The organism is Ruegeria sp. BH8, from assembly GCF_056538065.1.
Genome location: NZ_JBQFSP010000001.1, coordinates 236775 through 260938, shown reverse-complemented (window position 1 = coordinate 260938; position 24164 = coordinate 236775). Strand labels below are relative to the sequence as shown.

Here is a 24164-nt window from a genome sequence, read left to right as displayed (position 1 = left end):
TCCAAAGCTCCCTTAATGCGAAGCGGCAGTCTGGGTCGCAGCCTCAGCCGCGGCCAGAGCCGTGTCATAGTTCGAAATGAGTGCCGTCGTCGATTGCCCGATCACATCGGTCACCAGCGACGGGTAGACCCCCAACAGGATCGTCATTACGATCAGCGGGGCAAAAATCAGCCGCTCGCGAGAGCTCATGTCGGTCATCGCCTTCAGGCTTTCCTTGATCAGGTCCCCAAACACGACCCGGCGATAGAGCCACAGCGCGTAGGCTGCCGAAAAGATCACACCGGTCGCCGCAACTGCAGTCACCCAGGTGTTGACCTGAAATGTGCCCATGAGTGTCAGGAACTCACCAACAAACCCGCTGGTGCCCGGCAGTCCGACATTGGCCATGGTGAACAGCATGAAGACCAGTGCATAGGCGGGCATCCGGATGACCAGACCGCCATAGGCATCGATATCGCGGGTGTGCATCCGGTCATAGATCACGCCGACACAGAGGAAGAGCGCGGCCGAAATAAACCCGTGGCTCAGCATCTGGAAAATCGCGCCGTCAATGCCTTGCTGGTTCGCAGCAAAGATGCCCATCGTGACAAAGCCCATATGCGCGACAGAGGAATACGCGATCAGCTTTTTCATGTCTTCCTGCACCAATGCCACCAGCGAGGTGTAGACAACCGCTATGGCTGACATCCACAGCACAAGATCAGTCATCACCGCCGAGCCAACCGGGAACATCGGCAGGCTGAACCGCAGAAAGCCGTAGCCGCCCATCTTCAACAGGATCGCCGCCAGCACAACCGAGCCCGCCGTCGGCGCCTGAACGTGCGCATCGGGCAACCAGGTGTGCACCGGCCACATCGGCATTTTCACCGCAAAAGATGCAAAGAAGGCCAGGAACATCAACGTCTGCATACCGCCGGTGACATAGACACCCAACACGCTGAAACTCTCGGATGCGAACTGATGGGCCATCAGAGCTTCGATATCCGTGGTGCCCGCGTCAGCATACATCGCGACCATGGCCACCAGCATCAGTACCGAGCCAAGGAAGGTGTAAAGGAAAAACTTGAAGCTGGCATAGATACGATCCTTGCCGCCCCAGATACCGATGATCAGAAACATCGGGATCAGACCCGCCTCGAAGAACAGGTAGAACAACACAAGATCCAGCGCCATGAACACGCCCAGCATCAGCGTTTCCAGCAGCAAGAAGGCAATCATGTATTCCTTGACGCGGTCTGTCACATTCCAGCTGGCCAGAATGGTCAGCGGCATGATGAAGGTGGTCAGCAACACGAACAGAACGCTGATGCCATCCACACCCATCTTGTATTTCAGACCCATCAGCCATTCACCCTCTTCCACCATCTGGAAGCCGGTGTTCGAAGGATCAAAGCCTGTGTAGATGCCAATTGACACCAGAAACGTCACAGTTGTCGCCAGCAATGCAATCCACTTGGCGTTGCGCTGCGCTGCGACGTCGCTGCCGTGCAGGAACAGCGCCAGAATGCCTGCTGCGATGGCGGGGATAAAGGTGACAATAGATAGGATATTGTCCATTAGTGTGCGCCTCCGCCGATCGACATCCAGGTGACAAGGGCCGCAATGCCCAAAACCATCCAGAAGGCGTAAGTAAAGATGTACCCGGTCTGCGCCTTGCCTGCGAGGCGGGTGAAGAAGGGAACAACGCCCATTGCAACCCCGTTCAGGAAGCCGTCAATCGTGTTGCCGTCACCGCGTTTCCACAGGAACCGGCCAAGAGCGATAGTGGGTTTGACAAAGATCGCGTCGTAGATTTCGTCGAAATACCATTTGTTCAGCAAGAACAGGTACAGCGGACGCTGGTTCGCGGCCAGACGTGCCGGCAGCGATGTGTTCACGATGTAGAACCAATAGGCCACGACAAAGCCAAGCAACATGGCGACGAAGGGTGAAACCTTGACCCATTTCGGGGCCGCATGCGCATCGTCCAGAATGTGGTTGTCCGGCGCCATATAAAGCGCACCTTCACCCGGCTCGCCCGCAAAGACATAGTGATGATCGCCACCCTTGACATCCTTCTCACCATGACCTTCATCAGCATGGCTGTCAGCCGCATGGCTTTCATCCGCATGGCTGTCCTCACCGTGCGACGCATCCGCCGCCGCGTGATCACCGGCCTCGGCATGCTCTGAAGCTTCTGCAACCGGAATACCGTAGAATTTGCCAACCTTGTCCGCATGGCCAAAGAAGTTTCCGTACCAGATCATGCCCGCGAATACCGCACCCAGCGACAGAACTCCCAGCGGCACCAACATCACCATCGGGCTTTCATGTGCGTGATCATGCGTGTGCTTGTCGCCGCGCGGCTCACCATAGAACGTCAGGAAGATCAGACGCCAGCTGTAGAACGAGGTGAACGCGGCAGCGACGACCAGCAACCAGAAGCCATAGCTTGATCCGCCCGCATAGGCGCTTTCGATAATTGCGTCTTTTGACAGGAAACCGGCAAAACCAAAGGTGGTCAGCGGGATGCCAACACCGGTAATCGCCAAAGTGCCGATCATCATCGCCCAGAAGGTATAGGGGATCTTTTTGCGCAGACCGCCATATTCGGTCATCTCCTGTTCGTGATGCATCGCGTGGATCACGGAACCGGCCCCAAGGAACAACAGCGCCTTGAAGAAGGCATGCGTGAACAGGTGGAACATCGCCGCCGAATACATGCCGACGCCCGCCGCCACAAACATGTAGCCCAACTGGGAACAGGTCGAATACGCGATGACACGTTTGATATCGGTTTGAACCAGACCAACAGTGGCCGCAAAAAACGCAGTCGAGGCCCCAAGAACAGTGATGAACCCTGTTGCGCCCGGTGCGAACTCCATCAGCGGGGACATGCGGCAGACCAAAAAGACACCTGCGGTCACCATGGTCGCAGCGTGGATCAGCGCTGACACAGGCGTCGGGCCTTCCATCGCGTCCGGCAACCATGTGTGCAGGATCAACTGCGCCGATTTACCCATCGCCCCGATGAAGAGCAGAACGCAGATCACTTCGATCGCGGTCCATTCCCCCCACAGGAAATGCAGCTTTTCTTCGGCCAAGGCAGGGGCAGAGGCGAAGATGTCCGAGAAATTGATACTGTCGGTCAGGAAGAACAGCGCGAAGATGCCCAGAGCAAACCCAAAGTCGCCGACCCGGTTGACCACAAAGGCCTTGATCGCCGCCGCGTTGGCCGAAGGCTTGCGATAATAGAACCCGATCAGCAGGTATGAAGCGACGCCGACGCCCTCCCAGCCAAAGAACATCTGCACCAGATTATCCGCCGTCACCAGCATCAGCATGGCAAAGGTGAAGAAGGACAGATAGGCAAAGAAGCGCGGTTTATAGCTTTCGCCTTCGCGCCATTGCGGATCGTGGTCCATGTAGCCGAAGCTGTACAGGTGCACGAGCGCCGAGACGGTCGTCACCACGATCAGCATGATTGCCGTCAGTCGGTCCAGACGGATGGCCCAGCTTGTCGAAAGCGAGCCGCTTTCGATCCAGCGCATGATCTCGATCTGCTGCGTGTGGCTGTCGAAGGTGAAGAACACGATCCAGGACAGCAGACAAGCCAGAAACAGCAGGCCCGTGGCCGTCCACATGGCGGCTTTCTCGCCAATGAACTTCCAGCCGAACCCGCAGAGCAGCGCGCCCACCAGCGGGGCAAAGAGGATGGTGGTTTCCATGTTCCCTTACCCCTTCATCATATTGACGTCTTCAACCGCGATGGTGCCACGGTTGCGGAAGAAACAGACCAGAATGGCCAGCCCGATTGCTGCCTCGGCCGCCGCAACGGTCAGAACGAACAGCGTAAACACCTGACCGACCAGATCGCCGAGAAAGCTGGAAAACGCCACGAGGTTGATATTCACCGCCAGCAGCATCAGTTCGATGCTCATCAGCAGGATGATGACGTTCTTGCGGTTCAGGAAGAGACCGAAGATGCCGATGACGAACAGCGTCGCCGCGACCGTAAGGTAGTGTTCAAGTCCGATCATAACTTCGCTCCTGGCGAGTCGGGGTAGAAGAGTTTGCAGCCGCAGGTGTAGTCGACTTTCTTTTGATCCGCAGTCCTGCCGAAGAATGAACCGACGCTAGAGGTACTGCGATAACGGTGGTTTCTTGCGATACCTTGCAATTCAGACACAGTAGTCTGCTCATTTAGGCCAATTGGGCCCAGCGGCTGTTGAATGAGTTCGATTGACTCATGAGTTCCTATCGGAAGCGATACAACCTTCTGGCCATCTACTCCAACTACCGTCTGCGAGCCTACGAGTTGCCCACCGATGACAATTCCGTCCGCATTTGAGCAGTCCATAAAAAAGAGGTTTTGCTGAGAGAAACACGCATCACCACTGTTCAATCTTTGCCCAATGCGACCGTTGCCCAAGTCGACGACTGGCTCTCCCCTGAAGGAGTTCCATTTTCCACGCCCAGCATTCTCAAAAGAACAATCAGCGTGGACCGACTTAAACTTCCATCCCTCGTTAGCAGGCGCGGGCGAACAGGCCATTGCCGCGTTACTCATCACATACGTGGCGAGCGCAAGTACTATGGTGGAGTTATGATTCACAACCCCTGCCCCGGTTTCACGTCCCTCAACTCCATCGCCTTGGCCGGGTCGCGCATCATCTGGCCGATGATGTCCTGACGCTTGATGTCCTTGCGGTGGCGCAGCGTCAGAACGATGGCGCCGATCATGGCCACCAGCAGGATCAGGCCCGCCAGTTGGAACAGAAGGAAATATTGATCGTAAAGGATGAGGCCAAGCGCCTCGGTATTGTGGCGGTCGGTCGGGACCGGCTGCGCCAGATTGGCCGCGGCACCCTGTGCGCTGTCCCATGCCCCGAAGGCCATGACAAACTGCATCAGAATGATCAGACCAATCAGCAGGGCCAGCGGCATATAGCGCGCCATTTCGGCCTTGAGCTCGGCAAAGTCCACGTCCAGCATCATCACCACAAACAGGAACAGAACCGCGACCGCGCCGACATAGACGATAACCAGCAGCATCGCCACGAACTCGGCCCCCAGCAGCACGAACAGCCCTGCCGAGGACAGAAACGCCAGGATCAGCCACAGGACCGAGTGCACCGGTTGGCGGCTGATCACCGTAAACAGCCCGCCGGTGATGGCGCTGATGGCAAACAGGTAGAAGGCAAAGACGGTCATTGATCCTCATCCTCGTTGTCGCCCATGACCTCTTGCGCCAGATCCAGCGCGCGGGTCATGGCCGGGATGCCGGCAAAGACCGACATCTGACCGATCGTTTCCACGATCTCTTGTTTCTTTGCGCCCGCTTCCAGCGCATGACGTACGGTCTGGCGAACGGCTGAATCCGCCTGAGCGCCCTGACAGGTCAGCCCGGCCAGCGTCAGCAGCAGGCGCGTTTTGGCATCCAGCCCGTCTTTGTTGACGGTGTTGCCGAACATCATCTCCATGACCTCTTTCGGCATGGTCGGCCACAGCGCCTCGAACCCTTTGGGCGAGAAGCTTTCCATCGCCGGGTTCATCGCCTTGGCCATGTCCTGAGCCTGCTTCATCATCAGCTCGAACGGATTTGTCGGGCTGTCAGTCATCGGTACGGTGCGTCCAGTTCCAGATTGCGCGCGATCTCGGCTTCCCAGCGCTCGCCATTCGACAGGAGTTTTTCCTTGTCGTAGAACAGCTCTTCCCGGGTTTCTGTCGCGAATTCAAAGTTCGGGCCTTCGACGATGGCATCGACCGGGCATGCCTCTTGGCAGAAGCCGCAATAGATGCACTTGGTCATGTCGATGTCATAGCGCGTGGTGCGGCGGGAGCCATCCTCGCGCGGTTCGGCGTCGATGGTGATGGCCTGCGCCGGGCAGACCGCCTCGCACAGTTTACAGGCGATGCAGCGCTCTTCGCCATTCGGATAGCGGCGAAGTGCGTGTTCGCCGCGGAAACGCGGGGACAGAGGGCCCTTTTCGTGTGGGTAGTTCACGGTGGCTTTGGGAGCGAAGAAGTACTTCATGCCAAGTTTGAAGCCGACCCAGAAATCCTGCAGCAAGAAATACTTGGCAGCGCGGGTGTAGTCGATTTGGGTCATATCAGCCTCCTACGCTCCAACGGGCGAACGCGCCCCAGAACCAGTCAAATTTTGCAGCAAAGGCCACGAAAACCACCCAAACGAGGCTGAACGGCAGGAAGACTTTCCAGCCCAGCCGCATCAGTTGGTCATAGCGGTAGCGGGGCGTGATGGCCTTGACCATCGCGAAGATGAAGAAGAAGAACGCCATCTTGGCGACCATCCACAAAACACCATCGGGCAGGCCCGGGATCGGCGACAGCCAGCCGCCGAAGAACAGCAGCGAGGTCAGCGCGCACATCAGGAAAATTGCGATGTATTCACCCGCCATGAACAGCAGGAAGGGCGTGGCGGAGTATTCGACCTGATAACCCGCCACGAGTTCCGATTCCGCTTCGGGCAAGTCAAACGGTGGCCGGTTTGTCTCAGCCAGCGCCGAGATGAAGAACAGAAAGACCATCGGGAAGTGCGGCAGCCAGTACCAGCTGAAGAACCCGAACGACCCATCCTGCGCCCGCACAATGTCACCAAAGTTCATCGACCCGGTCGAGATGATCACACCGATGATGATCAGGCCGATGGAGACCTCGTATGAAATCATCTGCGCGGCAGAGCGCAACGACCCGAGGAACGGGTACTTTGAGTTCGACGCCCAACCGCCCATGATCACGCCATAAACCTCAAGCGAGGATACGGCGAAGACATAGAGGATTGCGACGTTGATATCCGACAGGACCCAGCCATCGTTGAACGGGATCACCGCCCAGGCGATCATCGCCAACACGAAAGAGGTGAGCGGCGCGAGGATGAAAACCGTGCGGTCGGCTCCTGCGGGGATAACGACCTCTTTGACGACGTATTTCAACGCATCTGCCACCGATTGCAGCAGACCGTAGACGCCGACCACGTTGGGCCCGCGGCGCATCTGGACAGCGGCCCAGATTTTGCGGTCGCCATAAACAAGGAACAACAGCGAGATCATCACAAAGGCAACAACAGCAAGCACTTGCGCCAGAATGATGATGGCTATTCCGCCGGGGGTGTTAAAGAATTCAGCCATTGGTCCTCACACCGTGGGTATTCCGTTTTTCGCGCGCGATGCAAAGGCCAGATGCCTGCGCAAACTGCGGCTGGGTCGGCGCGTTGGTGTAAACAGCATCTGCCGCCATAGCGCCACCCTTTTTCTTTCGTTTCCCGCACATTTCCGGCGCAGTCAGGTGCGACCCAACCACAGCGCTGGCTTGCGATATGAAACTGCTATGGTTCATTCCGCCGCAATCTTCTCGGCTTTGCGGACCTGCGCCTGCGCCGACAGCTCGGCCATCAGTTGCGAGGCCCGTGCGATCGGGTTGGTCAGATAGAAATCCTTGATCGCGTTGCGGAAGGTCGCCTGGCCCAAAGATCCGGCCTCAAGCGCTTGAACCTCGTTCTCGATCACCTCGTCGATGCGGGCCAGATGGGGGACCGCCTCGATCAAGGCTGTGCGCAACTGCGCCAGCGAGTCATAGGGGAGCGTCGCCCCCAGTTCAGCCGACAGCGCACGAAGGATGGCCCAGTTTTCCTTGGCCTCACCCGGCGCAAACCCGGCACGCATCGCCAGTTGCGGACGGCCTTCCGTATTCACGAACAGACCGTTTTCCTCAGTATAGGCCGCGCCCGGCAGGATCACATCTGCGCGGTGTGCGCCCCGATCTCCGTGGCTGCCCTGGTAGATCACAAACGCGCCTTCGCCAATTTCGACCTCATCCGCACCAAGGTAATAGATCACATCCGCAGCATTGATCGCTTCCATGCCGCCTGCGTTGGTCGCGTCCACATCCATCGCGCCCACGCGCGACGCCGCAGTGTGCAGAATGATCAGGCCGCTTTCCGTATTTGCGGCAATTGTTTGCGCGGCAGCCAGAACAGCGGCACCATCCGCCTCCTGCAGCGCTCCCTGCCCGACGATGACCAGCGAGCGTTTGCCCCTGATTTCATCGTCGCCCCCCATGTCGACAACCTTTTGCAGCGCCGCGCGGTCGTCGCCCACATGATGGTACGCATAAGTCAGATCGACCGCTGGACCTACCAAAGCGACTTCGGCCCCATGCGCCCACGCCTTGCGGATACGCGCGTTCAAAACCGGTGCTTCATCGCGCGGGTTGGTGCCAATCAGAAGAATACGCTCGGCCGTATCGATGTCTTCAATCGCGGCGGTCCCGGCATATGCGCCACGGTTCCCAGCCGGAAGCTTGGCTCCATCGGTGCGGCATTCGACAACACCGCCCTGCCCTTCGATCATCTGCTTCAAAGCGAACGCAGCCTCGACCGGCGCCAGATCACCGACGATACCGGCTGGCTTCTCAGCGCTTTTCAGCGCCTCAGCGGCCTTGGTCAGTGCTTCGGACCATGAGGCCGAGCGCAGTTTGCCGTTTTCACGGATGTAAGGCTTGTCCAGACGCTGACGCCGCAACCCGTCCCAGACAAAGCGGGTTTTGTCGCTGATCCACTCCTCGTTCACTCCGTCATGATTGCGAGGAAGGAAGCGCATCACCTCGCGCCCTTTGGTATCGACACGAATGTTCGATCCCAGCGCGTCCATGACGTCGATGCTTTCGGTCTTGGTCAATTCCCACGGGCGGGCGGTAAACGCATAAGGTTTCGAGGTCAGTGCCCCAACCGGGCACAGGTCGATAATGTTGCCCTGCAGGTTCGAATCCAGCGTCTGGTTCAGATACGAGGTAATCTCGGCATCCTCACCGCGCCCTGTCTGACCCATCTGAGTGATCCCGGCGACTTCGGTGGTGAAGCGCACGCAGCGGGTGCAACTGATACAGCGGGTCATTGCGGTGCCCACAAGCGGTCCCAGATCCAGATCATCAACCGCGCGTTTGGCTTCCTTGAACCGCGAACCGGACAGGCCATAAGCCATCGCCTGGTCCTGAAGATCGCACTCTCCGCCCTGATCACAGATCGGGCAATCCAATGGATGGTTGATCAGCAGGAACTCCATCACCCCTTCGCGGGCCTTCTTGACCATGGGAGAGTTCGTCTTGACTACCGGCGGCTGCCCTTCCGGCCCCGGGCGCAGATCGCGCACCTGCATCGCGCACGAGGCAGCCGGTTTCGGCGGACCGCCCACTACCTCAACCAGACACATCCGGCAGTTTCCCGCAATCGACAGACGCTCGTGATAGCAGAAACGCGGTACCTCGACCCCGGCTTGTTCACAAGCCTGTATCAGGGTCATCGCACCATCGACTTCGATTTCCTGCCCGTCGATATTGATCTTGCGGAGGTCAGACATGGCTCTCAATTCGCTCTCAAATAAACGCCAATGGCGCTGTTTCTTTGGATTTCTTTCTGCCCCAGAGAGCAGAATGTTTTGGGGTTGTCGTAGGACACGCCGTTATTCGCCAGATAAGCCTCGCCCTTGGTCCGCATCCGATCCTTTTCAGCATCCGACTCGACATAGGAGCGGATTTCCGTGTCCGAGTACCCCAGATTATTCGCTTTGGACCGCAGTCCCCACATCACACTGATCGCTTTCAATCGCCGCCCGCTGATCGACGGGCAGAACTCGGAAATCTCATTTGCAATGGCGATGTAGTAGAGTTCGTTGTCGATCTCTTTGACATCCCTCAAGGGCGGCTTTGCTTCTGTCACCGTCGGCAAGGCCATCAGCGATGCGAGGGCAACTAGTTTTACAACAGACATGGGTTTTCCTTTCGTCTTGGACTGTCCAAGACGAAGCGGTTTGCCGCTGCTAGGCAATAACACCCTGCCCGCCCACCGAAGATATGGAAAAACACCGGTCATGGCCGCTGGCAGGTTCCTGCAAATGTCAGTTGATCATTGCTGACGCTGAGGTTCTGCGGGTCAGTATCCGGACCCACCTTCCAAGCAATCCGAGACGATCCGAAGTTCTGGATGCAGAATTTGGTACCTTCATGACGTCCGGCCTCGCGCGCACCATCGAGTGAAGCAGAGACGCCTTTGACGACAACCGTAAAGTCCGCGGGCGAGGTTTTCTTGTTGACCACCTTCGCCTTGGCCCTGAACGACTTGCCGTCGAACAAAAGCCGGTCTGCCGACGGCTTCACCAGACCGCATGCAGAAACACCAGCCAGCGCCAACACAACAATAAGGGCTTTGGGGGCCTTCATACTTTCCCTCTTTGTTTTCTGTTCCGCTGCGTCGCCATCAAAACGCCGCCACCAATGCCATAAGCCCGATCACGACCATGCACACCCAGCCGATCACATACAGAATTGTCCGCGGACCGCTGCTTGGCTTGCCAATCCCTTTCAGGTGCACAACCAGCATCGCCAAGCGCGCAACCAACGCCACTGAGGCCAGCAGGTTTACCCAGAACGGGCTGACGCCCAGCAAAATCGCCGCTGTTATGACAGTCACAAACGCAGGAAGTGTTTCCGTTCCATTCAGATAGGCCCGGTTCAGACGATACGCCTTGTCGGCATAGTCCTGCTCGGGTGTCGCACCGGGTGCCAGCCCTTTGGCTTGTTTGGCCAGTGCCGATAACGGCGCCAGAAACAATACAACCAGCGTGAATAGCACAACCGACGCAATCGCGTGGCTATATTCAGCAAACACTTCCATCTTCGTTCACTCCGCTGCCATCGCACCCATACGGCCCGATTTCTGAGCCTTGATGCGGTCTTCGATCTCTTCCCGGAAATTGCGGATCAGGCCTTGGATCGGCCAGGCGGCCGCATCGCCCAAAGCGCAGATAGTGTGTCCTTCGACCTGTTTGGTCACGTCAAACAACATGTCGATCTCTTCCAGTTCAGCCTCGCCGCGCACCAGACGATCCATCACACGCATCATCCAGCCGGTGCCTTCGCGACACGGCGTACACTGGCCACAGCTTTCATGCTTGTAAAACTTCGACAGGCGCCAGATCGCCTTGATGATGTCGGTGGATTTGTCCATCACAATCACCGCTGCCGTACCCAGACCCGACCCCAGGTCGTTGCGCAGGTAATCGAAATCCATGATCGCGTCGCGCATGTTTTCACCGCGCACGCAGGGAACCGAGGATCCACCAGGGATAACCGCCAGAAGATTATCCCACCCGCCGCGAATGCCGCCGCAATGGGTTTCGATCAGCTGTTCGAACGGGATCGACATCGCCTCTTCGACGACACATGGGTTGTTCACGTGGCCCGAGATCGCAAACAGCTTGGTACCGGCGTTGTTCTGGCGACCAAATCCAGCGAACCAATCCGCACCCCGACGCAGAATGGTCGGCACCACCGCGATGGATTCCACGTTGTTCACAGTGGTTGGACATCCGTACAGCCCGGCACCCGCCGGGAACGGAGGTTTCATCCGCGGCATGCCCTTTTTGCCCTCAAGGCTTTCAATCAGGGCGGTTTCCTCGCCACAAATATAGGCCCCTGCCCCGTGATGAAGGAAAAGATCGAAATCCCAGCCCGAACCAGCGGCATTTTTGCCAAGAAGCCCCGCGTCATAGGCCTCATCAATCGCAGCCTGCAATGCCTCACGCTCGCGGATGTATTCGCCGCGCAGGTAGATATAGCAGGTATGTGCGTTCATCGCGAAAGAGGCGATCAGACACCCTTCAATCAACGTGTGGGGATCATGGCGCATGATCTCACGGTCCTTGCAGGTGCCGGGCTCGGATTCATCGGCATTCACAACCAGATAGGAAGGGCGACCGTCGCTTTCCTTTGGCATGAACGACCATTTCAGGCCAGTTGGGAAGCCCGCACCGCCGCGTCCGCGCAGCCCGGAATCCTTCATTGTCTGAATGATCCAGTCCCGGCCCTTTTCAATCAGGCCAGCTGTGCCGTCCCAATGCCCGCGGGCTTGCGCGCCTTTCAGCGTGCGTTCGTGCATCCCGTAGATGTTGGTAAAGATCCGGTCCTGATCCTTCAGCATCATTCGTTACCTTCAGCTGTCCTGACGCATGCGCCAGAGTTGAAAAATGTTCACACCCGCATAAATGAATGCCGCCAGAGCGGCAAAATCAAACAGCAGCGCGTGCCGGGCCGTTAAACCCAGCGCAGGGCCAATGAACAGGTTCATGGCAAGCCAGATCACCATCGTCACCGCAATGACGATGCCGATATGTCGGCCCTTTCGGGCTATAGCCTGATCCTTGTCCTTGTCCATCATCCCCCGATGCCCGGATAGGGCACCCGTTTAGTCTTTGTAGGTGCCATCTTCCTTGGCACGTTTGGCAAATTCGGTTTCCTCACCCGCCGCAAGCTTGGCTGCCTGTTCAATCCAGCCATCGCGTTCGATCCGGCCCTTGAACTTCAACCGTGCATCGACCCAGGCGACCTGTTCCGGTGTCCAGGCAGCGATCTGATCATAGTGGAAGAAGCCCAGCTCGTTCAGCGTCTGCTCCAGCTTGGGGCCTACGCCTTTCAACAGTTTCAGGTTATCTGCCTTGCCGTCGCGCGCGCCTGCCAGTGTTTCGGGCTGGTCCTCTTTCGCTGCCTTCGCCTCAGCGGCCTGTTTCGCAGCAGGTTTCGCCGGGGCTGGCGCTTTGGGCGGCTTCGGTGCCGCTTTTGTCGCTGCCGCCTTGCCATCCTTGCCCAACCAAGGGGTGAGGATCGGAACCTCGGTCCCGTCGATGCGCTTGACCGTATCGCCAATACCGGTGGCCAGTTCGACGCTGGCGTTATACCGGGCCTTTCCGGCCTCATGATCGGTCAGACTGGTCAGCCCTTTGAGCGGTTCAGCAGCATAACGTCCGTTTTGTGGGCCCGGCGTCGGAACTTTCCCCGCCACCAGATCATCGAGGATCTTGCCAAAGCTCTCGGCGGTCAGGTCTTCGTAGTAATCCTTGCCGATCTGCGCCATCGGCGCATTGGTGCAGGAGCCAAGGCATTCGACCTCTTCCCAACTCAGCTTGCCATCAGCCGACAGTTCGTGCGGTTTCGCCGAGATCTTTTCCTTACAGACCGCAATCAGGTCCTCTGCTCCGCAGATCATGCAGGAGGTCGTACCACAAACCTGAATATGCGCAGCCGACCCAACGGGTTGCAGTTGGAACATGAAGTAAAACGAAGCAACCTCAAGCACACGGATATAGGCCATACCCAGCATGTCGGCGACGGATTCAATCGCCGGACGGCTCAGCCATCCCTCTTGTTCCTGCGCGCGCCACAGAAGCGGAATGACCGCGCTGGCCTGACGGCCTTCGGGGTATTTGGTGATCTGCGCTTCGGCCCATTGCTGGTTGGCAGTGGTGAAGGCAAAGCTATCGGGTTGTTCGGGGTGAAGACGGCGGAGCATTAGCGGTCAATCTCTCCAAATACGACGTCCATGGTGCCGATGATTGCGGCGACGTCGGCCAGTTGGTGGCCCTTGGCAACGTGGTCCATGGCTTGCAGGTGCAGGAAACCCGGCGCGCGCAGTTTGGCGCGGTAGGGTTTGTTGGTGCCGTCGGCGACCAGATAGACGCCGAACTCGCCCTTGGGGGCTTCGACGGCAGCATAGACCTCACCGGCAGGCACGTGGAAGCCTTCGGTATACAGCTTGAAGTGATGGATCAGGCTCTCCATCGAGGTCTTCATGTCCGAGCGTTTCGGTGGAGTGATCTTGCCGCGGGCCAGAACGTCACCGGGACACTCGCGGATTTTGGCGATGGCCTGACGGATGATCAGCAGCGACTGGCGCATTTCCTCCATGCGGACAAGATAGCGGTCATAGCAATCGCCGTTCTTGCCGACGGGAATCTGGAATTCAAACTCATCATAGCACTCGTAGGGCTGCGCGCGACGCAGGTCCCAGGCCAGACCCGATCCACGCACCATCACGCCCGAGAAGCCGTATTTCTGGATGTCATCCTCGGTCACCACGCCGATATCGGCGTTGCGCTGCTTGAAGATGCGGTTTTCGGTCAGCAGCCCGTCAATGTCATCAAGAACGCTTGGGAATTCGTGACTCCAGGCCTCGATATCGTCCAGCAGTTCGGGCGGCAGGTCCTGATGGACACCACCGGGGCGGAAATAAGCGGCGTGCAGGCGGGCGCCACAGGCACGCTCATAAAACACCATCAGCTTTTCGCGTTCTTCAAAACCCCACAGCGGTGGGGTCAGAGCGCCCACATCCATCGCCTGTGTCGTCACGTTCAGCAGGTGGTTCAGAATGCGCCCGATCTCGGAATACAGCACCCGGATCAGCGAACCCCGGCGCGGCACCTCGACCCCGGTCAGCTTTTCGATGGCCAGACACCAGGCATGTTCCTGGTTCATCGGTGCCACATAGTCCAGACGGTCGAAATACGGCAGGTTTTGCAGATACGTCCGGCTTTCCATCAGCTTTTCGGTGCCACGATGCAGCAGGCCGATATGCGGGTCGCAACGTTCGACAATCTCGCCGTCCAACTCGAGCACCAGACGCAAAACTCCATGCGCCGCGGGGTGTTGCGGGCCAAAGTTGATGTTGAAGTTGCGGATCTTCTGCTCGCCGCTCAGCGCGTCCGTGCTGCCGTCATCATATCTTGAGCCGTCCATCAACGCCCTCGTTTCTTCTTTGCTTCGGCCCGAACCCGGACCTTTTCGGCCTCGACCGCCTTGACCGCAGACCCGGCCAGTAGAACCCCAAACGCGCCCAGAATGATCAACTCACCTATCATCTCAGCGGCGCTCCAACTCTTGCAGTTTCAGCCCGACCCACCACAGCAATGCGATCGTGCCAAAGGGAACCAGACACAGCAGGCACCAGTATTTGTTGATCCCGAAGAACGGCAAAATCTTCACCATCGGAATGATGGTCAGCGCAGACAGGATCAGCCACCAGATGCCACCCATTATTCGGTCTCCTGTTTCTCATCCCCTGGCAGAATGTAGTTCGCACCTTCCCATGGGGACATGAAATCAAACTGACGGTACTCCTGCACCAGACTGACCGCCTCGTAGACGACGCGTTTCTGCGCCTCGTCATAACGCACCTCGGTGTAGCCCGTGGTCGGGAAATCTTTGCGCAGCGGATGGCCACGGAAGCCATAATCCGTCAGGATGCGCCGCAAGTCTGGATGGCCCGAGAACAGGATGCCGAACATGTCGAACACCTCACGCTCGAACCAGTTGGCCGAGGGGTGGATATCGACTATCGAAGGCACCATGTCATCTTCGCGGATCGAAACCCGCAGACGGATGCGCTGGTTCTGGTACATCGACAGGAAGTGATACACCACGTCGAACCGCTTGGCGCGTTCGGGGTAATCGACGCCGGTGATATCCACCAGTGTCGAGAACTTGCAATTTTGGTCCGACCGCAGGAATTCTACGAATTCCACGAGGTTCGACGGCGCCACATCGACGTTCAGCTCACCATGGGTCACATCCCAGGACAGAACACAATCGGCTCGTTTCAGTTCAAGCTGGGTGCCGAGTTCTTTGAGTGCTTCGCTCATCTACCCTTCCCCTCAGCGTACAATTGTGCCGGTGCGGCGGATTTTGCGTTGTAGCTGTAGCAGACCGTAAAGCAGCGCCTCGGCGGTCGGAGGGCAGCCGGGCACATAGATATCCACCGGAACTACCCGGTCACAGCCACGCACGACAGAATAGGAATAGTGGTAGTAACCACCGCCATTCGCGCAGGACCCCATCGAGATCACATAGCGCGGCTCGGGCATCTGGTCGTAAACCTTGCGCAACGCAGGGGCCATCTTGTTGGTCAGCGTGCCGGCCACGATCATCACGTCAGATTGGCGCGGAGAGGCGCGCGGGGCGATGCCGAAACGTTCCGCATCATAGCGCGGCATCGAGGTGTGCATCATTTCAACCGCGCAGCAGGCCAGACCAAAAGTCATCCAGTGCAGCGAACCGGTACGAGCCCAGTTGATGATATCCTCGCTCGAGGTCAGCAGAAAACCTTTGTCCTGCAACTCGGCATTCAGGGCCTGGGTGGCGACTTCCTTGTCGACGCCAGCGGTGTTTGCACCGGTCATCACTCCCATTCCAGGGCCCCTTTCTTCCACTCATAGGCAAAGCCGATGGTCAGCACGGCCAGAAACACCATCATCGACCAGAAGCCGACATCGCTGATATCGCGGAACCCGACGGCCCAGGGAAACAGGAATGCGATCTCAAGATCGAAGATGATGAAGAGAATCGAGACCAGATAGAATCGGACGTCAAATTTCATTCGCGCATCGTCGAAGGCGTTGAAGCCACATTCATATGCGCTGACCTTTTCGGGGTCGGGATTGCGGACAGCCAGTACAACGGCGGCAAGAATCAGGACGATTCCAAGGCCTACGGCAACGGCCAGAAACACCAGAATCGGGAGGTACTCCCGCAGCAGGTCTTCCACGAATAGCTCCTTTCTTGCGCACGCATCTTGTCGGGTGCGCCGTCAATTGGCGTGTTGACTGGACATTCTCTATCCCCGCCGGGTCAGAGGGTCAACCGAACACAGCCCCGTTCACCATCAAACATACGCTTGACAGCGCGGCATAGAATCGCATTTCGCGCGTTTTGCATTGGCTTGCGGAAACTCGGTAAACTTACTTATTCCATGCAGGTTTACGTTTTTCGAAGAACGCCGCGATCCCTTCACGCGCCTCTTCCGTTTCCCAGCGTTCGACCAGTTCGTTGATGGTCTGGTCGATTGTGGCATCATCAATACGAGGTCCCAGAGTTCGAACCAGCGCCTTGGCAGATGCAACCGCCCCCGGCGCGCACGAAAGATAGGGCCGAACTTCCTCTTCTATCGCGGCCGCAAGCTGCTCGGAGGGCACAGCCTTTGCCAGCAATCCCAGATCAACCGCTTCGGGCGCATCGAACAACCGGGCCGACATGAACACACGCCGTGCCCGCGCCTCACCCATACGAGCGATAACATAAGGGCCGATTGTCGCCGGAATCAGCCCCAGCCGGGTCTCGGTCAGTCCCATCTTCAGACTATCTACACCGATGGCAACATCGCACACGGCGGCCATTCCAACACCTCCGCCAAAGGCGTTGCCTTGCAACGCCCCGATCAGGGGTTTGGGCATTGTGTTCAACGCCTGCAACATCTCGGCCAGCTTGCGCGCTTCGACAAATCGCGTCGCCTTGTCGGCCGCCATCTGGTCCTGCATCCATCCCAGATCACCACCGGCGCAAAACGTCTTTCCCGCAGCAGCCAGAACGACCGCTCGGACAGCGCCATCCTGCCCCAACTGCGACGCGGCCTGTGTCAGCTCGGTAATCATCTGACCCGACAGCGCGTTGTGCTTATCTGCCCGGTCCAGAGTTAACGTGGCAACACCGCGTTCGTCTGCTGAAATCGAGATTGTTTCGAACATGTCAGCCCCTCAACGCCCTGGCCATCTGTGCGGCCTCTTCGACCACATCGATATCCAGACCGGTTTGATAGCCCAACCGTTGCAAATGCGCTGCAACGGTTTCAGTCGCGACATTGCCTGCGGCCCCCGGAGCATACGGGCAACCGCCAAGCCCACCCACGGCCGCGTCGAACACGCGCACCCCCAGCGAAAGTGCCGCATCGATATTGTCGATTGCACGCCCATTGGTGTCATGAAAATGCCCGGCAAGCCGCGTCACAGGAACCCTTTCCCTAACCGCCAGAAGCATATGAGCGATCTTGTCTGGTGTGCCCTGCCCGATTGTGTCCCCCAATGACACCTCGTAACAGCCTAACGCAAACAGACGATCGGCAACTTCGGCCACTTTCTCCGGCGGGGTCGGGCCGTCATAAGGGCAATCCGTCACGCAAGAGACATAGCCGCGAACCGGAAGGTCGATATGGCGCGCCGCTTCGAGTATCGGCGTGAACCGTTCGATTGACTCGGCGATCGAGGCATTGATGTTTGCTTTGGAAAACCCCTCGGAGGCCGACGCAAAAATGGCAATCTCATCCGCTTTGGCGGCCAGCGCATCCTCGTATCCGCGCATATTCGGCGTTAACGCCGCGTACCGCACTCCGTCCGCCCGGGTTATGCCGGCCAGAACCTGCGCCGATCCCGCCATTTGGGGCACCCATTTGGGAGAGACAAAGCTTGCAACTTCGATCCGTCGATATCCGGCGCGGCTAAGGCAGTCGATCAGCGCCACCTTGTCGGCAACCGGTATCTCACGGGTTTCGTTTTGTAGCCCGTCGCGCGGTCCAACTTCGTAGATTTCGACCAGATCACCCATGTCAGAACCCCTTATGGCTTGTTCTCATTCCAAATACGGATCGCGCGACCGTGCCACGTCAAACCGCGCGGGTACAGATCACTCTTCTTCCAAACGCACCAAAGCCGCCCCAGCCTCGACCTGCGCGCCATCTTCGACCAGCACCTCGGCCACCACACCATCTCGTGCGGCCAGCAACGCATGCTCCATTTTCATCGCTTCGAGAATAGCCAAACGGTCGCCTTCTTGAACGGTCTGCCCCGCGGTGGCAAAGACTGCCTTGACCAGACCCGGCATCGGCGCCTCGATCACGTTGGTGTCACCCGTCGCGCTGGCATCCCGGTCAAGCGGATCGATAACGTCGAAACTGCGACCGTAGTCAGTAAATACGGTCAAAGTAGTTTCGCTGACAGCCACCCGGGGCATCGACATACCGTTCAGCGCCCACCGCCCCGAGATCCGCTCGGCCACGACACGGTGTTCGCCCAGCTGCCAAAGCTGGCGATCCGGCCCGTCGACCTGCACGTCCAGATCAAGAATCTCTCCCTGATCGGACAGCTGCACCGCTCGATGCAACGGAGCCCATAGGGAAAACCCGGTGTCAGGCGCGACATCCACCAGATTCAGTGCGGTCATCGCAGCCGCAACAGCGGTTGTGGCCGAAGTCGGCGATTCCTGCACCAACCCGTCAAGATCACGCCCGATCAGGCCCGTATCCACATCGCCCGAGGCAAATCCATCATGGCGGGTCAGCGCGCCCAGAAAGGCGAGATTCGTAACGGTGCCCGCCACTTCGGTCTCCCGCAGCACTCGGTGCAACGTCTCAAGCGCGACGGCGCGGGTTGGACCGTGCACCACCACTTTGGCAATCATCGGGTCATACCACGGGCTGATGGTGTCACCTGTGCGAACACCACTATCCGCACGGCAATTGGCCGGGAAAACCAGATGGGTCAGTGTACCTGTCGCCGGCAAGAATCCTTTCGGCACGTCCTCGGCATAAAGCCGGGCTTCGAAGGCGTGACCCGAGATCGACAGATCATCCTGATGCCTGGGAAGGCTCTCTCCAGCCGCAACGCGCAACTGCCATTCCACCAGGTCGACGCCGGTGATGGCTTCTGTCACCGGATGCTCCACCTGTAGGCGCGTGTTCATCTCCATGAACCAGAATCTGTCGGGGCGCAGCCCGTCCGAGGCATCGACGATGAATTCAACCGTGCCTGCACCCTTATAACCTATCGCCTCGGCGGCGCGCACGCCCGCCTGCCCCATCGCCTCACGCATCTCAGCCGTCATACCCGGCGCCGGAGCCTCTTCGATCACCTTCTGATGGCGGCGTTGCAACGAGCAGTCGCGTTCGAACAGATGCACGGCATGTTTACCATCGCCAAACACCTGCACTTCGATATGGCGGGGTTTGGCCACGAATTTCTCGACCAGCACGGCGTCGTTGCCAAAGGCGGTCTTGGCCTCGCCCCGCGCGCTGTCGAGCGCGGCGGCGAAATCCTGAGGCCGTTCAACAAGGCGCATTCCCTTGCCGCCACCGCCTGCAACGGCCTTGATCAGAACCGGATAGCCGATGGTGTCAGCCGCCCCCGCCAGATGCTCGGGGTCCTGATTGTCGCCGTGATAGCCGGGCACCACGGGCACGCCCGCGTGCTCCATCAACACCTTGGCCGCGTCCTTGAGGCCCATTTTGCGGATCGCATCCGCTGATGGGCCGATAAAGGTCAAACCAGCAGCTTCGACCGCGTCAACGAAATCGGGGTTCTCTGACAGGAAGCCATAACCGGGATGGATCGCCTGCGCGCCGGTATCCAGCGCAGCCTGAATAATCACATCGCCCTTCAGATAGCTTTCCGCCGGGGCGGGGCCGCCGATATGAATGGCCTCATCCGCCATCTGCACATGCTTGGCCGCCGCGTCCGCATCGGAATAAACAGCAACGCAAGATACGCCCATCCTCTGAGCGGTTTCCATAACCCGGCAAGCAATCTCGCCCCGGTTGGCAATCAGGATTTTGTTGAACATAGCTTACCCCTCAACCACCAGATCTTCGACAAGTCGAAATCGCTCGCATAGCAGCTCCATCTCCGGATCAAACCCGCCATTGCGTTCGAAATACTGGCGATGCCCCTCTCTCCATCCCTCGAGCGTTTCATTTTCGCCCTCTGCCAACGCGAAATCCTCGGTTACGTCGCAGTATCGGCAGGTCGAGACGTCGACCGTTTCGATCACCAAGGCCGGACGATCATCCCAATCCAGCGCAATGTCTCTCCGCCCGACAACAGGAGTGTCAGGGCTACCTTCGGGATAGTCGCGCAACGCACCGCAGGTTGCCGTTTTCCGCCCTGATCGTACCAGAGCCAGCAGCTCAGCACTCAGCCGGGCATTGTCACCAAACTTGAAAGTCTGGGCACCCGGATAGCGTGCCATGACGTCATTCAATGAAACGTTCATCTTACATCCTGAACACGCCGAAACGTGTCTCCTCTATCGGGGCGTTCAGTGCGGCGCTCAGAGACAAGGCGAGCACATCGCGGCTTTTGCGCGGGTCGATGATGCCGTCATCCCAGAGACGGGCCGAGGCATAAAGCGGGTGCGATTGCTCTTCGAACATCTCCAGCGTCGGACGTTTAAACTCGGCCTCTTCCTCGGCCGACCAGGTGCCGCCCTGTCGTTCGATCCCATCGCGCCTGACGGTGGCCAGAACACCGGCTGCCTGCTCGCCCCCCATCACCGAAATCCGCGAATTCGGCCATGTCCACAGGAACCGCGGCTGATAGGCGCGTCCAGCCATGCCATAGTTCCCGGCCCCGAACGAGCCGCCCACCAGCATCGTGATCTTGGGAACGCTCGTCGTTGCAACTGCCGTCACCATCTTGGCGCCGTGGCGGGCGATCCCCTCGTTCTCGTATTTGCGGCCGACCATGAAGCCGGTGATGTTCTGCAGGAAGACCAGGGGCGTTTTGCGCTGCGAACACAGCTCAACGAAATGCGCGCCCTTTTGCGCGGCCTCCGAGAACAACACCCCATTGTTGGCAATGATCCCGACGGGACACCCTTTGACATGGGCAAAGCCGGTGACCAGTGTCTCGCCAAACCGGGGTTTGAACTCATCAAACCGCGACCCATCGACCAGCCGCGCAATCACTTCACGGATGTCATAGGGCGTGCGCAGGTCGGCGGGAACAACTCCCAGAATTTCCTCCGGATCATAAGCAGGCTCCTCGGGTGCGTCGAACCGTAGGCCGGGCTTCAGCCCGGCACCCCCCAATGACCCGACAGCCCGCCGCGCCAATGCCAGCGCATGCGCATCATCTTCGGCCAGATAATCTGCCACACCCGACAGGCGCGTATGCACATCGCCGCCACCCAGATCCTCGGCGCTGACAACCTCACCCGTTGCAGCTTTGACCAATGGTGGCCCTGCCAGAAAGATCGTGCCCTGTTCCTTTACGATGATCGTCACATCGGACATTGCAGGAACATAGGCCCCACCCGCCGTGCATGATCCCATCACCACGGCAATCTGAGGGATACCCTTCGCGCTCATCCGCGCCTGATTGTAGAAGATACGCCCAAAGTGGTCGCGGTCTGGGAACACCTCATCCTGATTGGGCAGGTTCGCGCCGCCACTGTCGACCAGATAGATGCACGGCAGATTGTTTTCCTCGGCAATCTCCTGCGCGCGCAGGTGCTTCTTGACGGTCATCGGATAATAGGTGCCGCCCTTCACGGTGGCATCGTTACACACCACCATGACTTCGCGCCCCTGCACCCGGCCAATCCCCGCGATGACCCCGGCACAGGGTGCTGCATCGCCATACATCCCATGTGCCGCTGTCGCCCCGATTTCAAGGAACGGCGACCCCGGATCAAGCAGGTTCGCCACCCGCCTGCGCGGCAACATCTTGCCTCGGGATTCATGCCGCGCGCGGGATTTCTCGCCCCCGCCCATGCGGGCTGCTTCGGCAGCAGCAGAGATTTGCGCCAGCGCATCGAGATGAGCGGTGCGGTTTGTCTTGAAGCCCTCGGAGCCGGGCATGGCTTTGGATGTGAGTTTCATTTGTAGATATCCACCTTCAATGCCCGATTACTTATGGGCAAGACCACCACTGCGAAGTAAATTATGTAGAAGATTACGCTCTTTGCAGAAGACGAGAGGGGCCAATTGAACAGCCCTTCAGGGTTGTTCAAATTGATACTAATCTCATCCAGTGCCAAGAATGGCAAAGGCAGCGTCATCAGAAAAAGCAATAGTAAGAAATGAAAAACCCCATTCTTGGACTTAACGCGCAGCCAAGCTTCGCAGTTACCACACCTTACAGCTGGCACGTACTCCTCACTGCCAACCATAGTGTTCAAAACACTCAAGGGCTGCGGCACCCCACATTTAGGGCACTTTAACCCTGACAGACGCCGCAGAATCTTATTCATTTCAATTCCCCCGCCGCCCGCGCTTTCAATTCCTTCCGGATTACCTTCCCGGTCACCGTCATCGGCAACTCGTCCAGAAACGCCACCTCGCGCGGATACGAATAATGCGCCAGACGGTCTTTGACCCAGTCCTGCAACTCCTGTTCCGCCGCCTCGGCCCCCGTCTTCAACACCACATAAGCCTTCACGATCTCGGTCCGCAGCGGGTCGGGTTTGCCGACCACGCCAACCGTCGCCACTGCCGGGTGGGTCAGCAGGCAATCCTCGATCTCAGCTGGGCCAATGCGATACCCGGCGGAGGTAATCACGTCATCATCCCGACCGACAAAGCACAGATAGTCGCCCTCCCACACGCCGCGGTCGCCGGTGATCAGCCAGTCATTCCGGAACTTCTCAGTCGTCGCCTCAGGACGGTTCCAGTATTCCAGCAGCATCGAGGCCGAGCCGCGCCGGATGGCGACGTCGCCCTCGTCCCCGGTCGGGTTTCCGTCCTCATCAATCACCGCAACCTGATGCCCCGGCACCGGTTGGCCGATACAGCCGGGGCGCACAGGGAAATCTTCGGCGCAGGAGGATACGACCATGTTGCATTCGGTCTGGCCATAAAATTCGTTGATCGTCAGGCCGAACGCCTTCTGACCCCATGCCAGCATTTCGGCCCCCAGCGGTTCGCCCCCGGATGCGACCGAGCGCAGATCGGGGATCACCTGTTCCGCTGCCTTGAGCATTCGCAGCGCCGTTGGTGGGAAAAAGACGTTCCGCACCCCGCCACGCGCGATGATGTCAGCGCAGGCATCGGGGGTGAATTTCTCAAGCCGCGCGGCAACGACGGGAATGCCCAGCGCAAGACCCGGCATCAGCACGTCGAACAGCCCGCCGATCCACGCCCAATCTGCCGGGGTCCAAAGACAGTCACCTTCGCGCAAGTGATTATGGCTGATCGAAACTCCCGGCAGATGCCCGGTCAGAACCCGGTGTCCATGCAGCGCGCCCTTTGGGCTGCCGGTTGTGCCCGAGGTATAGATCAACACAGCCGGATCGTCAGGGCCGGTCGCGGCAAATGGTACAGCGGGACCGTCTTCGCCAATTTCCGCTGCAATCAAGGGCGTGGCCAGATCACCCAACAGATCAGCCCCTTCGGCGTCGGTCAGTACAATCCCGGCACCTGCGTCACTGACCCGCGACCGCAGCGCGTCCTGCTTGAACAGTTTGAACAAAGGGACCGACACCGCCCCGATCTTCCAGATCGCCAGATGAGCCGCCGCACACCATGGCGACTGGCTCAGCAACACTCCGACGCGATCACCGGGTTGCACATGGCGCAATAATGCGCGGGCTATTCCGTCTGTCATTTGCGACAGCTGCGCAAAGCTGATGTGCTGCGGGTCCGGTCCGGTCAAATCGATCAGCGCGACCCGGTCCCCCGCATGCCGCAGGCACTGCTGCGCCATGTTCAGCCTGTCCGGCAGATCCCAGCCTCCATCCGGGCGCAAACCCGGTATGCGCTCAGCGGTTAGCACGGCGAATTTTCCCTATATTTCCTGCACTTC

General features: G+C 58.7%; 28 protein-coding genes. All 28 read right to left on the bottom strand.

Going from position 1 to position 24164, the window contains the following annotated elements; translation table 11 throughout:
* Window positions 1-12 precede the first annotated feature (12 nt).
* The 28 genes from ACR0AD_RS01280 to ACR0AD_RS01145 all read right to left on the bottom strand — a co-directional run bounded on the left by ACR0AD_RS01280 (window position 13) and on the right by ACR0AD_RS01145 (window position 24134).
* On the bottom strand, window positions 13-1557 hold the full coding sequence (locus ACR0AD_RS01280) for an NADH-quinone oxidoreductase subunit M (RefSeq protein WP_480486200.1): 1545 nt from the start codon (window positions 1555-1557) through the stop codon (window positions 13-15).
* On the bottom strand, window positions 1557-3707 hold the full coding sequence (nuoL, locus tag ACR0AD_RS01275) for an NADH-quinone oxidoreductase subunit L (RefSeq protein ID WP_480486202.1): 2151 nt from the start codon (window positions 3705-3707) through the stop codon (window positions 1557-1559). Before nuoL ends, ACR0AD_RS01280 begins: the two co-directional genes overlap by 1 nt.
* Before the next feature lie 6 nt (window positions 3708-3713).
* Window positions 3714-4019, bottom strand: a complete 306-nt coding sequence (gene nuoK, locus ACR0AD_RS01270) for an NADH-quinone oxidoreductase subunit NuoK (protein WP_005984024.1) — start codon at window positions 4017-4019, stop codon at window positions 3714-3716.
* Window positions 4020-4590: 571 nt separating this feature from the next.
* Window positions 4591-5193 carry an NADH-quinone oxidoreductase subunit J gene (locus ACR0AD_RS01265; protein ID WP_267362822.1) on the bottom strand — a complete coding sequence of 201 codons (603 nt, stop codon included), beginning with the start codon at window positions 5191-5193 and terminating at the stop codon, window positions 4591-4593.
* Window positions 5190-5600, bottom strand: a complete 411-nt coding sequence (locus tag ACR0AD_RS01260) for a carboxymuconolactone decarboxylase family protein (protein ID WP_152458579.1) — start codon at window positions 5598-5600, stop codon at window positions 5190-5192. The genes ACR0AD_RS01265 and ACR0AD_RS01260 overlap by 4 nt, the downstream gene beginning before the upstream one ends.
* Window positions 5597-6091 (bottom strand): NADH-quinone oxidoreductase subunit NuoI, encoded by a 495-nt coding sequence (gene nuoI, locus ACR0AD_RS01255; protein WP_209504445.1) that lies wholly within the window; start codon window positions 6089-6091, stop codon window positions 5597-5599. Before nuoI ends, ACR0AD_RS01260 begins: the two co-directional genes overlap by 4 nt.
* 1 nt (window position 6092) lies before the next feature.
* Window positions 6093-7130 carry an NADH-quinone oxidoreductase subunit NuoH gene (nuoH, locus tag ACR0AD_RS01250; RefSeq protein ID WP_117868407.1) on the bottom strand — a complete coding sequence of 346 codons (1038 nt, stop codon included), beginning with the start codon at window positions 7128-7130 and terminating at the stop codon, window positions 6093-6095.
* Window positions 7123-7338 carry a hypothetical protein gene (locus tag ACR0AD_RS01245; protein ID WP_480486205.1) on the bottom strand — a complete coding sequence of 72 codons (216 nt, stop codon included), beginning with the start codon at window positions 7336-7338 and terminating at the stop codon, window positions 7123-7125. Before ACR0AD_RS01245 ends, nuoH begins: the two co-directional genes overlap by 8 nt.
* Window positions 7335-9356 (bottom strand): NADH-quinone oxidoreductase subunit NuoG, encoded by a 2022-nt coding sequence (gene nuoG, locus ACR0AD_RS01240; RefSeq protein WP_480486207.1) that lies wholly within the window; start codon window positions 9354-9356, stop codon window positions 7335-7337. Before nuoG ends, ACR0AD_RS01245 begins: the two co-directional genes overlap by 4 nt.
* Window positions 9357-9361: 5 nt before the next feature.
* A complete protein-coding gene (locus ACR0AD_RS01235) occupies window positions 9362-9766 on the bottom strand; it encodes a DUF5333 domain-containing protein (protein WP_480481784.1) in 405 nt (134 codons plus the stop codon).
* Window positions 9767-9864: 98 nt separating this feature from the next.
* A complete protein-coding gene (locus tag ACR0AD_RS01230; RefSeq protein WP_267362834.1) occupies window positions 9865-10215 on the bottom strand; it encodes a hypothetical protein in 351 nt (116 codons plus the stop codon).
* A 37-nt stretch (window positions 10216-10252) separates the two neighbouring features.
* A complete protein-coding gene (locus ACR0AD_RS01225) occupies window positions 10253-10669 on the bottom strand; it encodes an MAPEG family protein (RefSeq protein WP_480486209.1) in 417 nt (138 codons plus the stop codon).
* Window positions 10670-10675: 6 nt separating this feature from the next.
* Window positions 10676-11974, bottom strand: a complete 1299-nt coding sequence (gene nuoF, locus ACR0AD_RS01220) for an NADH-quinone oxidoreductase subunit NuoF (RefSeq protein ID WP_209504919.1) — start codon at window positions 11972-11974, stop codon at window positions 10676-10678.
* Window positions 11975-11986: 12 nt separating this feature from the next.
* Window positions 11987-12208, bottom strand: coding sequence for a DUF5337 domain-containing protein (locus tag ACR0AD_RS01215; RefSeq protein WP_209598087.1), 222 nt, complete (start codon window positions 12206-12208; stop codon window positions 11987-11989).
* A 30-nt stretch (window positions 12209-12238) separates the two neighbouring features.
* A complete protein-coding gene (gene nuoE, locus ACR0AD_RS01210; protein WP_480481786.1) occupies window positions 12239-13339 on the bottom strand; it encodes an NADH-quinone oxidoreductase subunit NuoE in 1101 nt (366 codons plus the stop codon).
* Window positions 13339-14562, bottom strand: a complete 1224-nt coding sequence (locus tag ACR0AD_RS01205; RefSeq protein WP_171631140.1) for an NADH-quinone oxidoreductase subunit D — start codon at window positions 14560-14562, stop codon at window positions 13339-13341. The genes nuoE and ACR0AD_RS01205 overlap by 1 nt, the downstream gene beginning before the upstream one ends.
* Window positions 14562-14684 (bottom strand): hypothetical protein, encoded by a 123-nt coding sequence (locus tag ACR0AD_RS01200; RefSeq protein ID WP_267362849.1) that lies wholly within the window; start codon window positions 14682-14684, stop codon window positions 14562-14564. The genes ACR0AD_RS01205 and ACR0AD_RS01200 overlap by 1 nt, the downstream gene beginning before the upstream one ends.
* 1 nt (window position 14685) lies before the next feature.
* A complete protein-coding gene (locus ACR0AD_RS01195; RefSeq protein ID WP_010442775.1) occupies window positions 14686-14859 on the bottom strand; it encodes a hypothetical protein in 174 nt (57 codons plus the stop codon).
* Window positions 14859-15464 carry an NADH-quinone oxidoreductase subunit C gene (locus ACR0AD_RS01190; RefSeq protein WP_480486211.1) on the bottom strand — a complete coding sequence of 202 codons (606 nt, stop codon included), beginning with the start codon at window positions 15462-15464 and terminating at the stop codon, window positions 14859-14861. The genes ACR0AD_RS01195 and ACR0AD_RS01190 overlap by 1 nt, the downstream gene beginning before the upstream one ends.
* A 12-nt stretch (window positions 15465-15476) precedes the next feature.
* Window positions 15477-16010 (bottom strand): NuoB/complex I 20 kDa subunit family protein, encoded by a 534-nt coding sequence (locus ACR0AD_RS01185; RefSeq protein WP_209504454.1) that lies wholly within the window; start codon window positions 16008-16010, stop codon window positions 15477-15479.
* On the bottom strand, window positions 16001-16366 hold the full coding sequence (locus ACR0AD_RS01180; RefSeq protein WP_209504455.1) for an NADH-quinone oxidoreductase subunit A: 366 nt from the start codon (window positions 16364-16366) through the stop codon (window positions 16001-16003). Before ACR0AD_RS01180 ends, ACR0AD_RS01185 begins: the two co-directional genes overlap by 10 nt.
* Before the next feature lie 193 nt (window positions 16367-16559).
* Complete coding sequence (locus ACR0AD_RS01175; protein ID WP_480486213.1) at window positions 16560-17342, bottom strand: crotonase/enoyl-CoA hydratase family protein; 783 nt, start codon at window positions 17340-17342, stop codon at window positions 16560-16562.
* Window position 17343: 1 nt separating this feature from the next.
* The gene (locus tag ACR0AD_RS01170) at window positions 17344-18195 is read right to left on the bottom strand and encodes a hydroxymethylglutaryl-CoA lyase (protein ID WP_480486215.1); all 852 of its coding nucleotides are present in this window, start codon (window positions 18193-18195) and stop codon (window positions 17344-17346) included.
* Between the two features lie 78 nt (window positions 18196-18273).
* Window positions 18274-20205 carry an acetyl/propionyl/methylcrotonyl-CoA carboxylase subunit alpha gene (locus ACR0AD_RS01165; protein WP_480486217.1) on the bottom strand — a complete coding sequence of 644 codons (1932 nt, stop codon included), beginning with the start codon at window positions 20203-20205 and terminating at the stop codon, window positions 18274-18276.
* Window positions 20206-20208: 3 nt separating this feature from the next.
* The gene (locus tag ACR0AD_RS01160) at window positions 20209-20634 is read right to left on the bottom strand and encodes an ASCH domain-containing protein (protein WP_480486219.1); all 426 of its coding nucleotides are present in this window, start codon (window positions 20632-20634) and stop codon (window positions 20209-20211) included.
* A 1-nt stretch (window position 20635) separates the two neighbouring features.
* The gene (locus tag ACR0AD_RS01155) at window positions 20636-22243 is read right to left on the bottom strand and encodes a carboxyl transferase domain-containing protein (protein ID WP_480486221.1); all 1608 of its coding nucleotides are present in this window, start codon (window positions 22241-22243) and stop codon (window positions 20636-20638) included.
* Window positions 22240-22614 (bottom strand): hypothetical protein, encoded by a 375-nt coding sequence (locus ACR0AD_RS01150; protein WP_480481792.1) that lies wholly within the window; start codon window positions 22612-22614, stop codon window positions 22240-22242. Before ACR0AD_RS01150 ends, ACR0AD_RS01155 begins: the two co-directional genes overlap by 4 nt.
* Complete coding sequence (locus ACR0AD_RS01145) at window positions 22611-24134, bottom strand: AMP-binding protein (RefSeq protein WP_480486223.1); 1524 nt, start codon at window positions 24132-24134, stop codon at window positions 22611-22613. The genes ACR0AD_RS01150 and ACR0AD_RS01145 overlap by 4 nt, the downstream gene beginning before the upstream one ends.
* Window positions 24135-24164 lie beyond the last annotated feature (30 nt).

Coding starts and splice junctions, on each gene's coding strand:
- ACR0AD_RS01280 (WP_480486200.1), bottom strand. CDS start 1,557: ATGGACAATATCCTATCTATTGTCACCTTTATCCCCGCCATCGCAGCA.
- nuoL (WP_480486202.1), bottom strand. CDS start 3,707: ATGGAAACCACCATCCTCTTTGCCCCGCTGGTGGGCGCGCTGCTCTGC.
- nuoK (WP_005984024.1), bottom strand. CDS start 4,019: ATGATCGGACTTGAACACTACCTTACGGTCGCGGCGACGCTGTTCGTC.
- ACR0AD_RS01265 (WP_267362822.1), bottom strand. CDS start 5,193: ATGACCGTCTTTGCCTTCTACCTGTTTGCCATCAGCGCCATCACCGGC.
- ACR0AD_RS01260 (WP_152458579.1), bottom strand. CDS start 5,600: ATGACTGACAGCCCGACAAATCCGTTCGAGCTGATGATGAAGCAGGCT.
- nuoI (WP_209504445.1), bottom strand. CDS start 6,091: ATGACCCAAATCGACTACACCCGCGCTGCCAAGTATTTCTTGCTGCAG.
- nuoH (WP_117868407.1), bottom strand. CDS start 7,130: ATGGCTGAATTCTTTAACACCCCCGGCGGAATAGCCATCATCATTCTG.
- ACR0AD_RS01245 (WP_480486205.1), bottom strand. CDS start 7,338: ATGAACCATAGCAGTTTCATATCGCAAGCCAGCGCTGTGGTTGGGTCG.
- nuoG (WP_480486207.1), bottom strand. CDS start 9,356: ATGTCTGACCTCCGCAAGATCAATATCGACGGGCAGGAAATCGAAGTC.
- ACR0AD_RS01235 (WP_480481784.1), bottom strand. CDS start 9,766: ATGTCTGTTGTAAAACTAGTTGCCCTCGCATCGCTGATGGCCTTGCCG.
- ACR0AD_RS01230 (WP_267362834.1), bottom strand. CDS start 10,215: ATGAAGGCCCCCAAAGCCCTTATTGTTGTGTTGGCGCTGGCTGGTGTT.
- ACR0AD_RS01225 (WP_480486209.1), bottom strand. CDS start 10,669: ATGGAAGTGTTTGCTGAATATAGCCACGCGATTGCGTCGGTTGTGCTA.
- nuoF (WP_209504919.1), bottom strand. CDS start 11,974: ATGCTGAAGGATCAGGACCGGATCTTTACCAACATCTACGGGATGCAC.
- ACR0AD_RS01215 (WP_209598087.1), bottom strand. CDS start 12,208: ATGGACAAGGACAAGGATCAGGCTATAGCCCGAAAGGGCCGACATATC.
- nuoE (WP_480481786.1), bottom strand. CDS start 13,339: ATGCTCCGCCGTCTTCACCCCGAACAACCCGATAGCTTTGCCTTCACC.
- ACR0AD_RS01205 (WP_171631140.1), bottom strand. CDS start 14,562: ATGGACGGCTCAAGATATGATGACGGCAGCACGGACGCGCTGAGCGGC.
- ACR0AD_RS01200 (WP_267362849.1), bottom strand. CDS start 14,684: ATGATAGGTGAGTTGATCATTCTGGGCGCGTTTGGGGTTCTACTGGCC.
- ACR0AD_RS01195 (WP_010442775.1), bottom strand. CDS start 14,859: ATGGGTGGCATCTGGTGGCTGATCCTGTCTGCGCTGACCATCATTCCG.
- ACR0AD_RS01190 (WP_480486211.1), bottom strand. CDS start 15,464: ATGAGCGAAGCACTCAAAGAACTCGGCACCCAGCTTGAACTGAAACGA.
- ACR0AD_RS01185 (WP_209504454.1), bottom strand. CDS start 16,010: ATGGGAGTGATGACCGGTGCAAACACCGCTGGCGTCGACAAGGAAGTC.
- ACR0AD_RS01175 (WP_480486213.1), bottom strand. CDS start 17,342: ATGTTCGAAACAATCTCGATTTCAGCAGACGAACGCGGTGTTGCCACG.
- ACR0AD_RS01170 (WP_480486215.1), bottom strand. CDS start 18,195: ATGGGTGATCTGGTCGAAATCTACGAAGTTGGACCGCGCGACGGGCTA.
- ACR0AD_RS01165 (WP_480486217.1), bottom strand. CDS start 20,205: ATGTTCAACAAAATCCTGATTGCCAACCGGGGCGAGATTGCTTGCCGG.
- ACR0AD_RS01160 (WP_480486219.1), bottom strand. CDS start 20,634: ATGAACGTTTCATTGAATGACGTCATGGCACGCTATCCGGGTGCCCAG.
- ACR0AD_RS01155 (WP_480486221.1), bottom strand. CDS start 22,243: ATGAAACTCACATCCAAAGCCATGCCCGGCTCCGAGGGCTTCAAGACA.
- ACR0AD_RS01150 (WP_480481792.1), bottom strand. CDS start 22,614: ATGAATAAGATTCTGCGGCGTCTGTCAGGGTTAAAGTGCCCTAAATGT.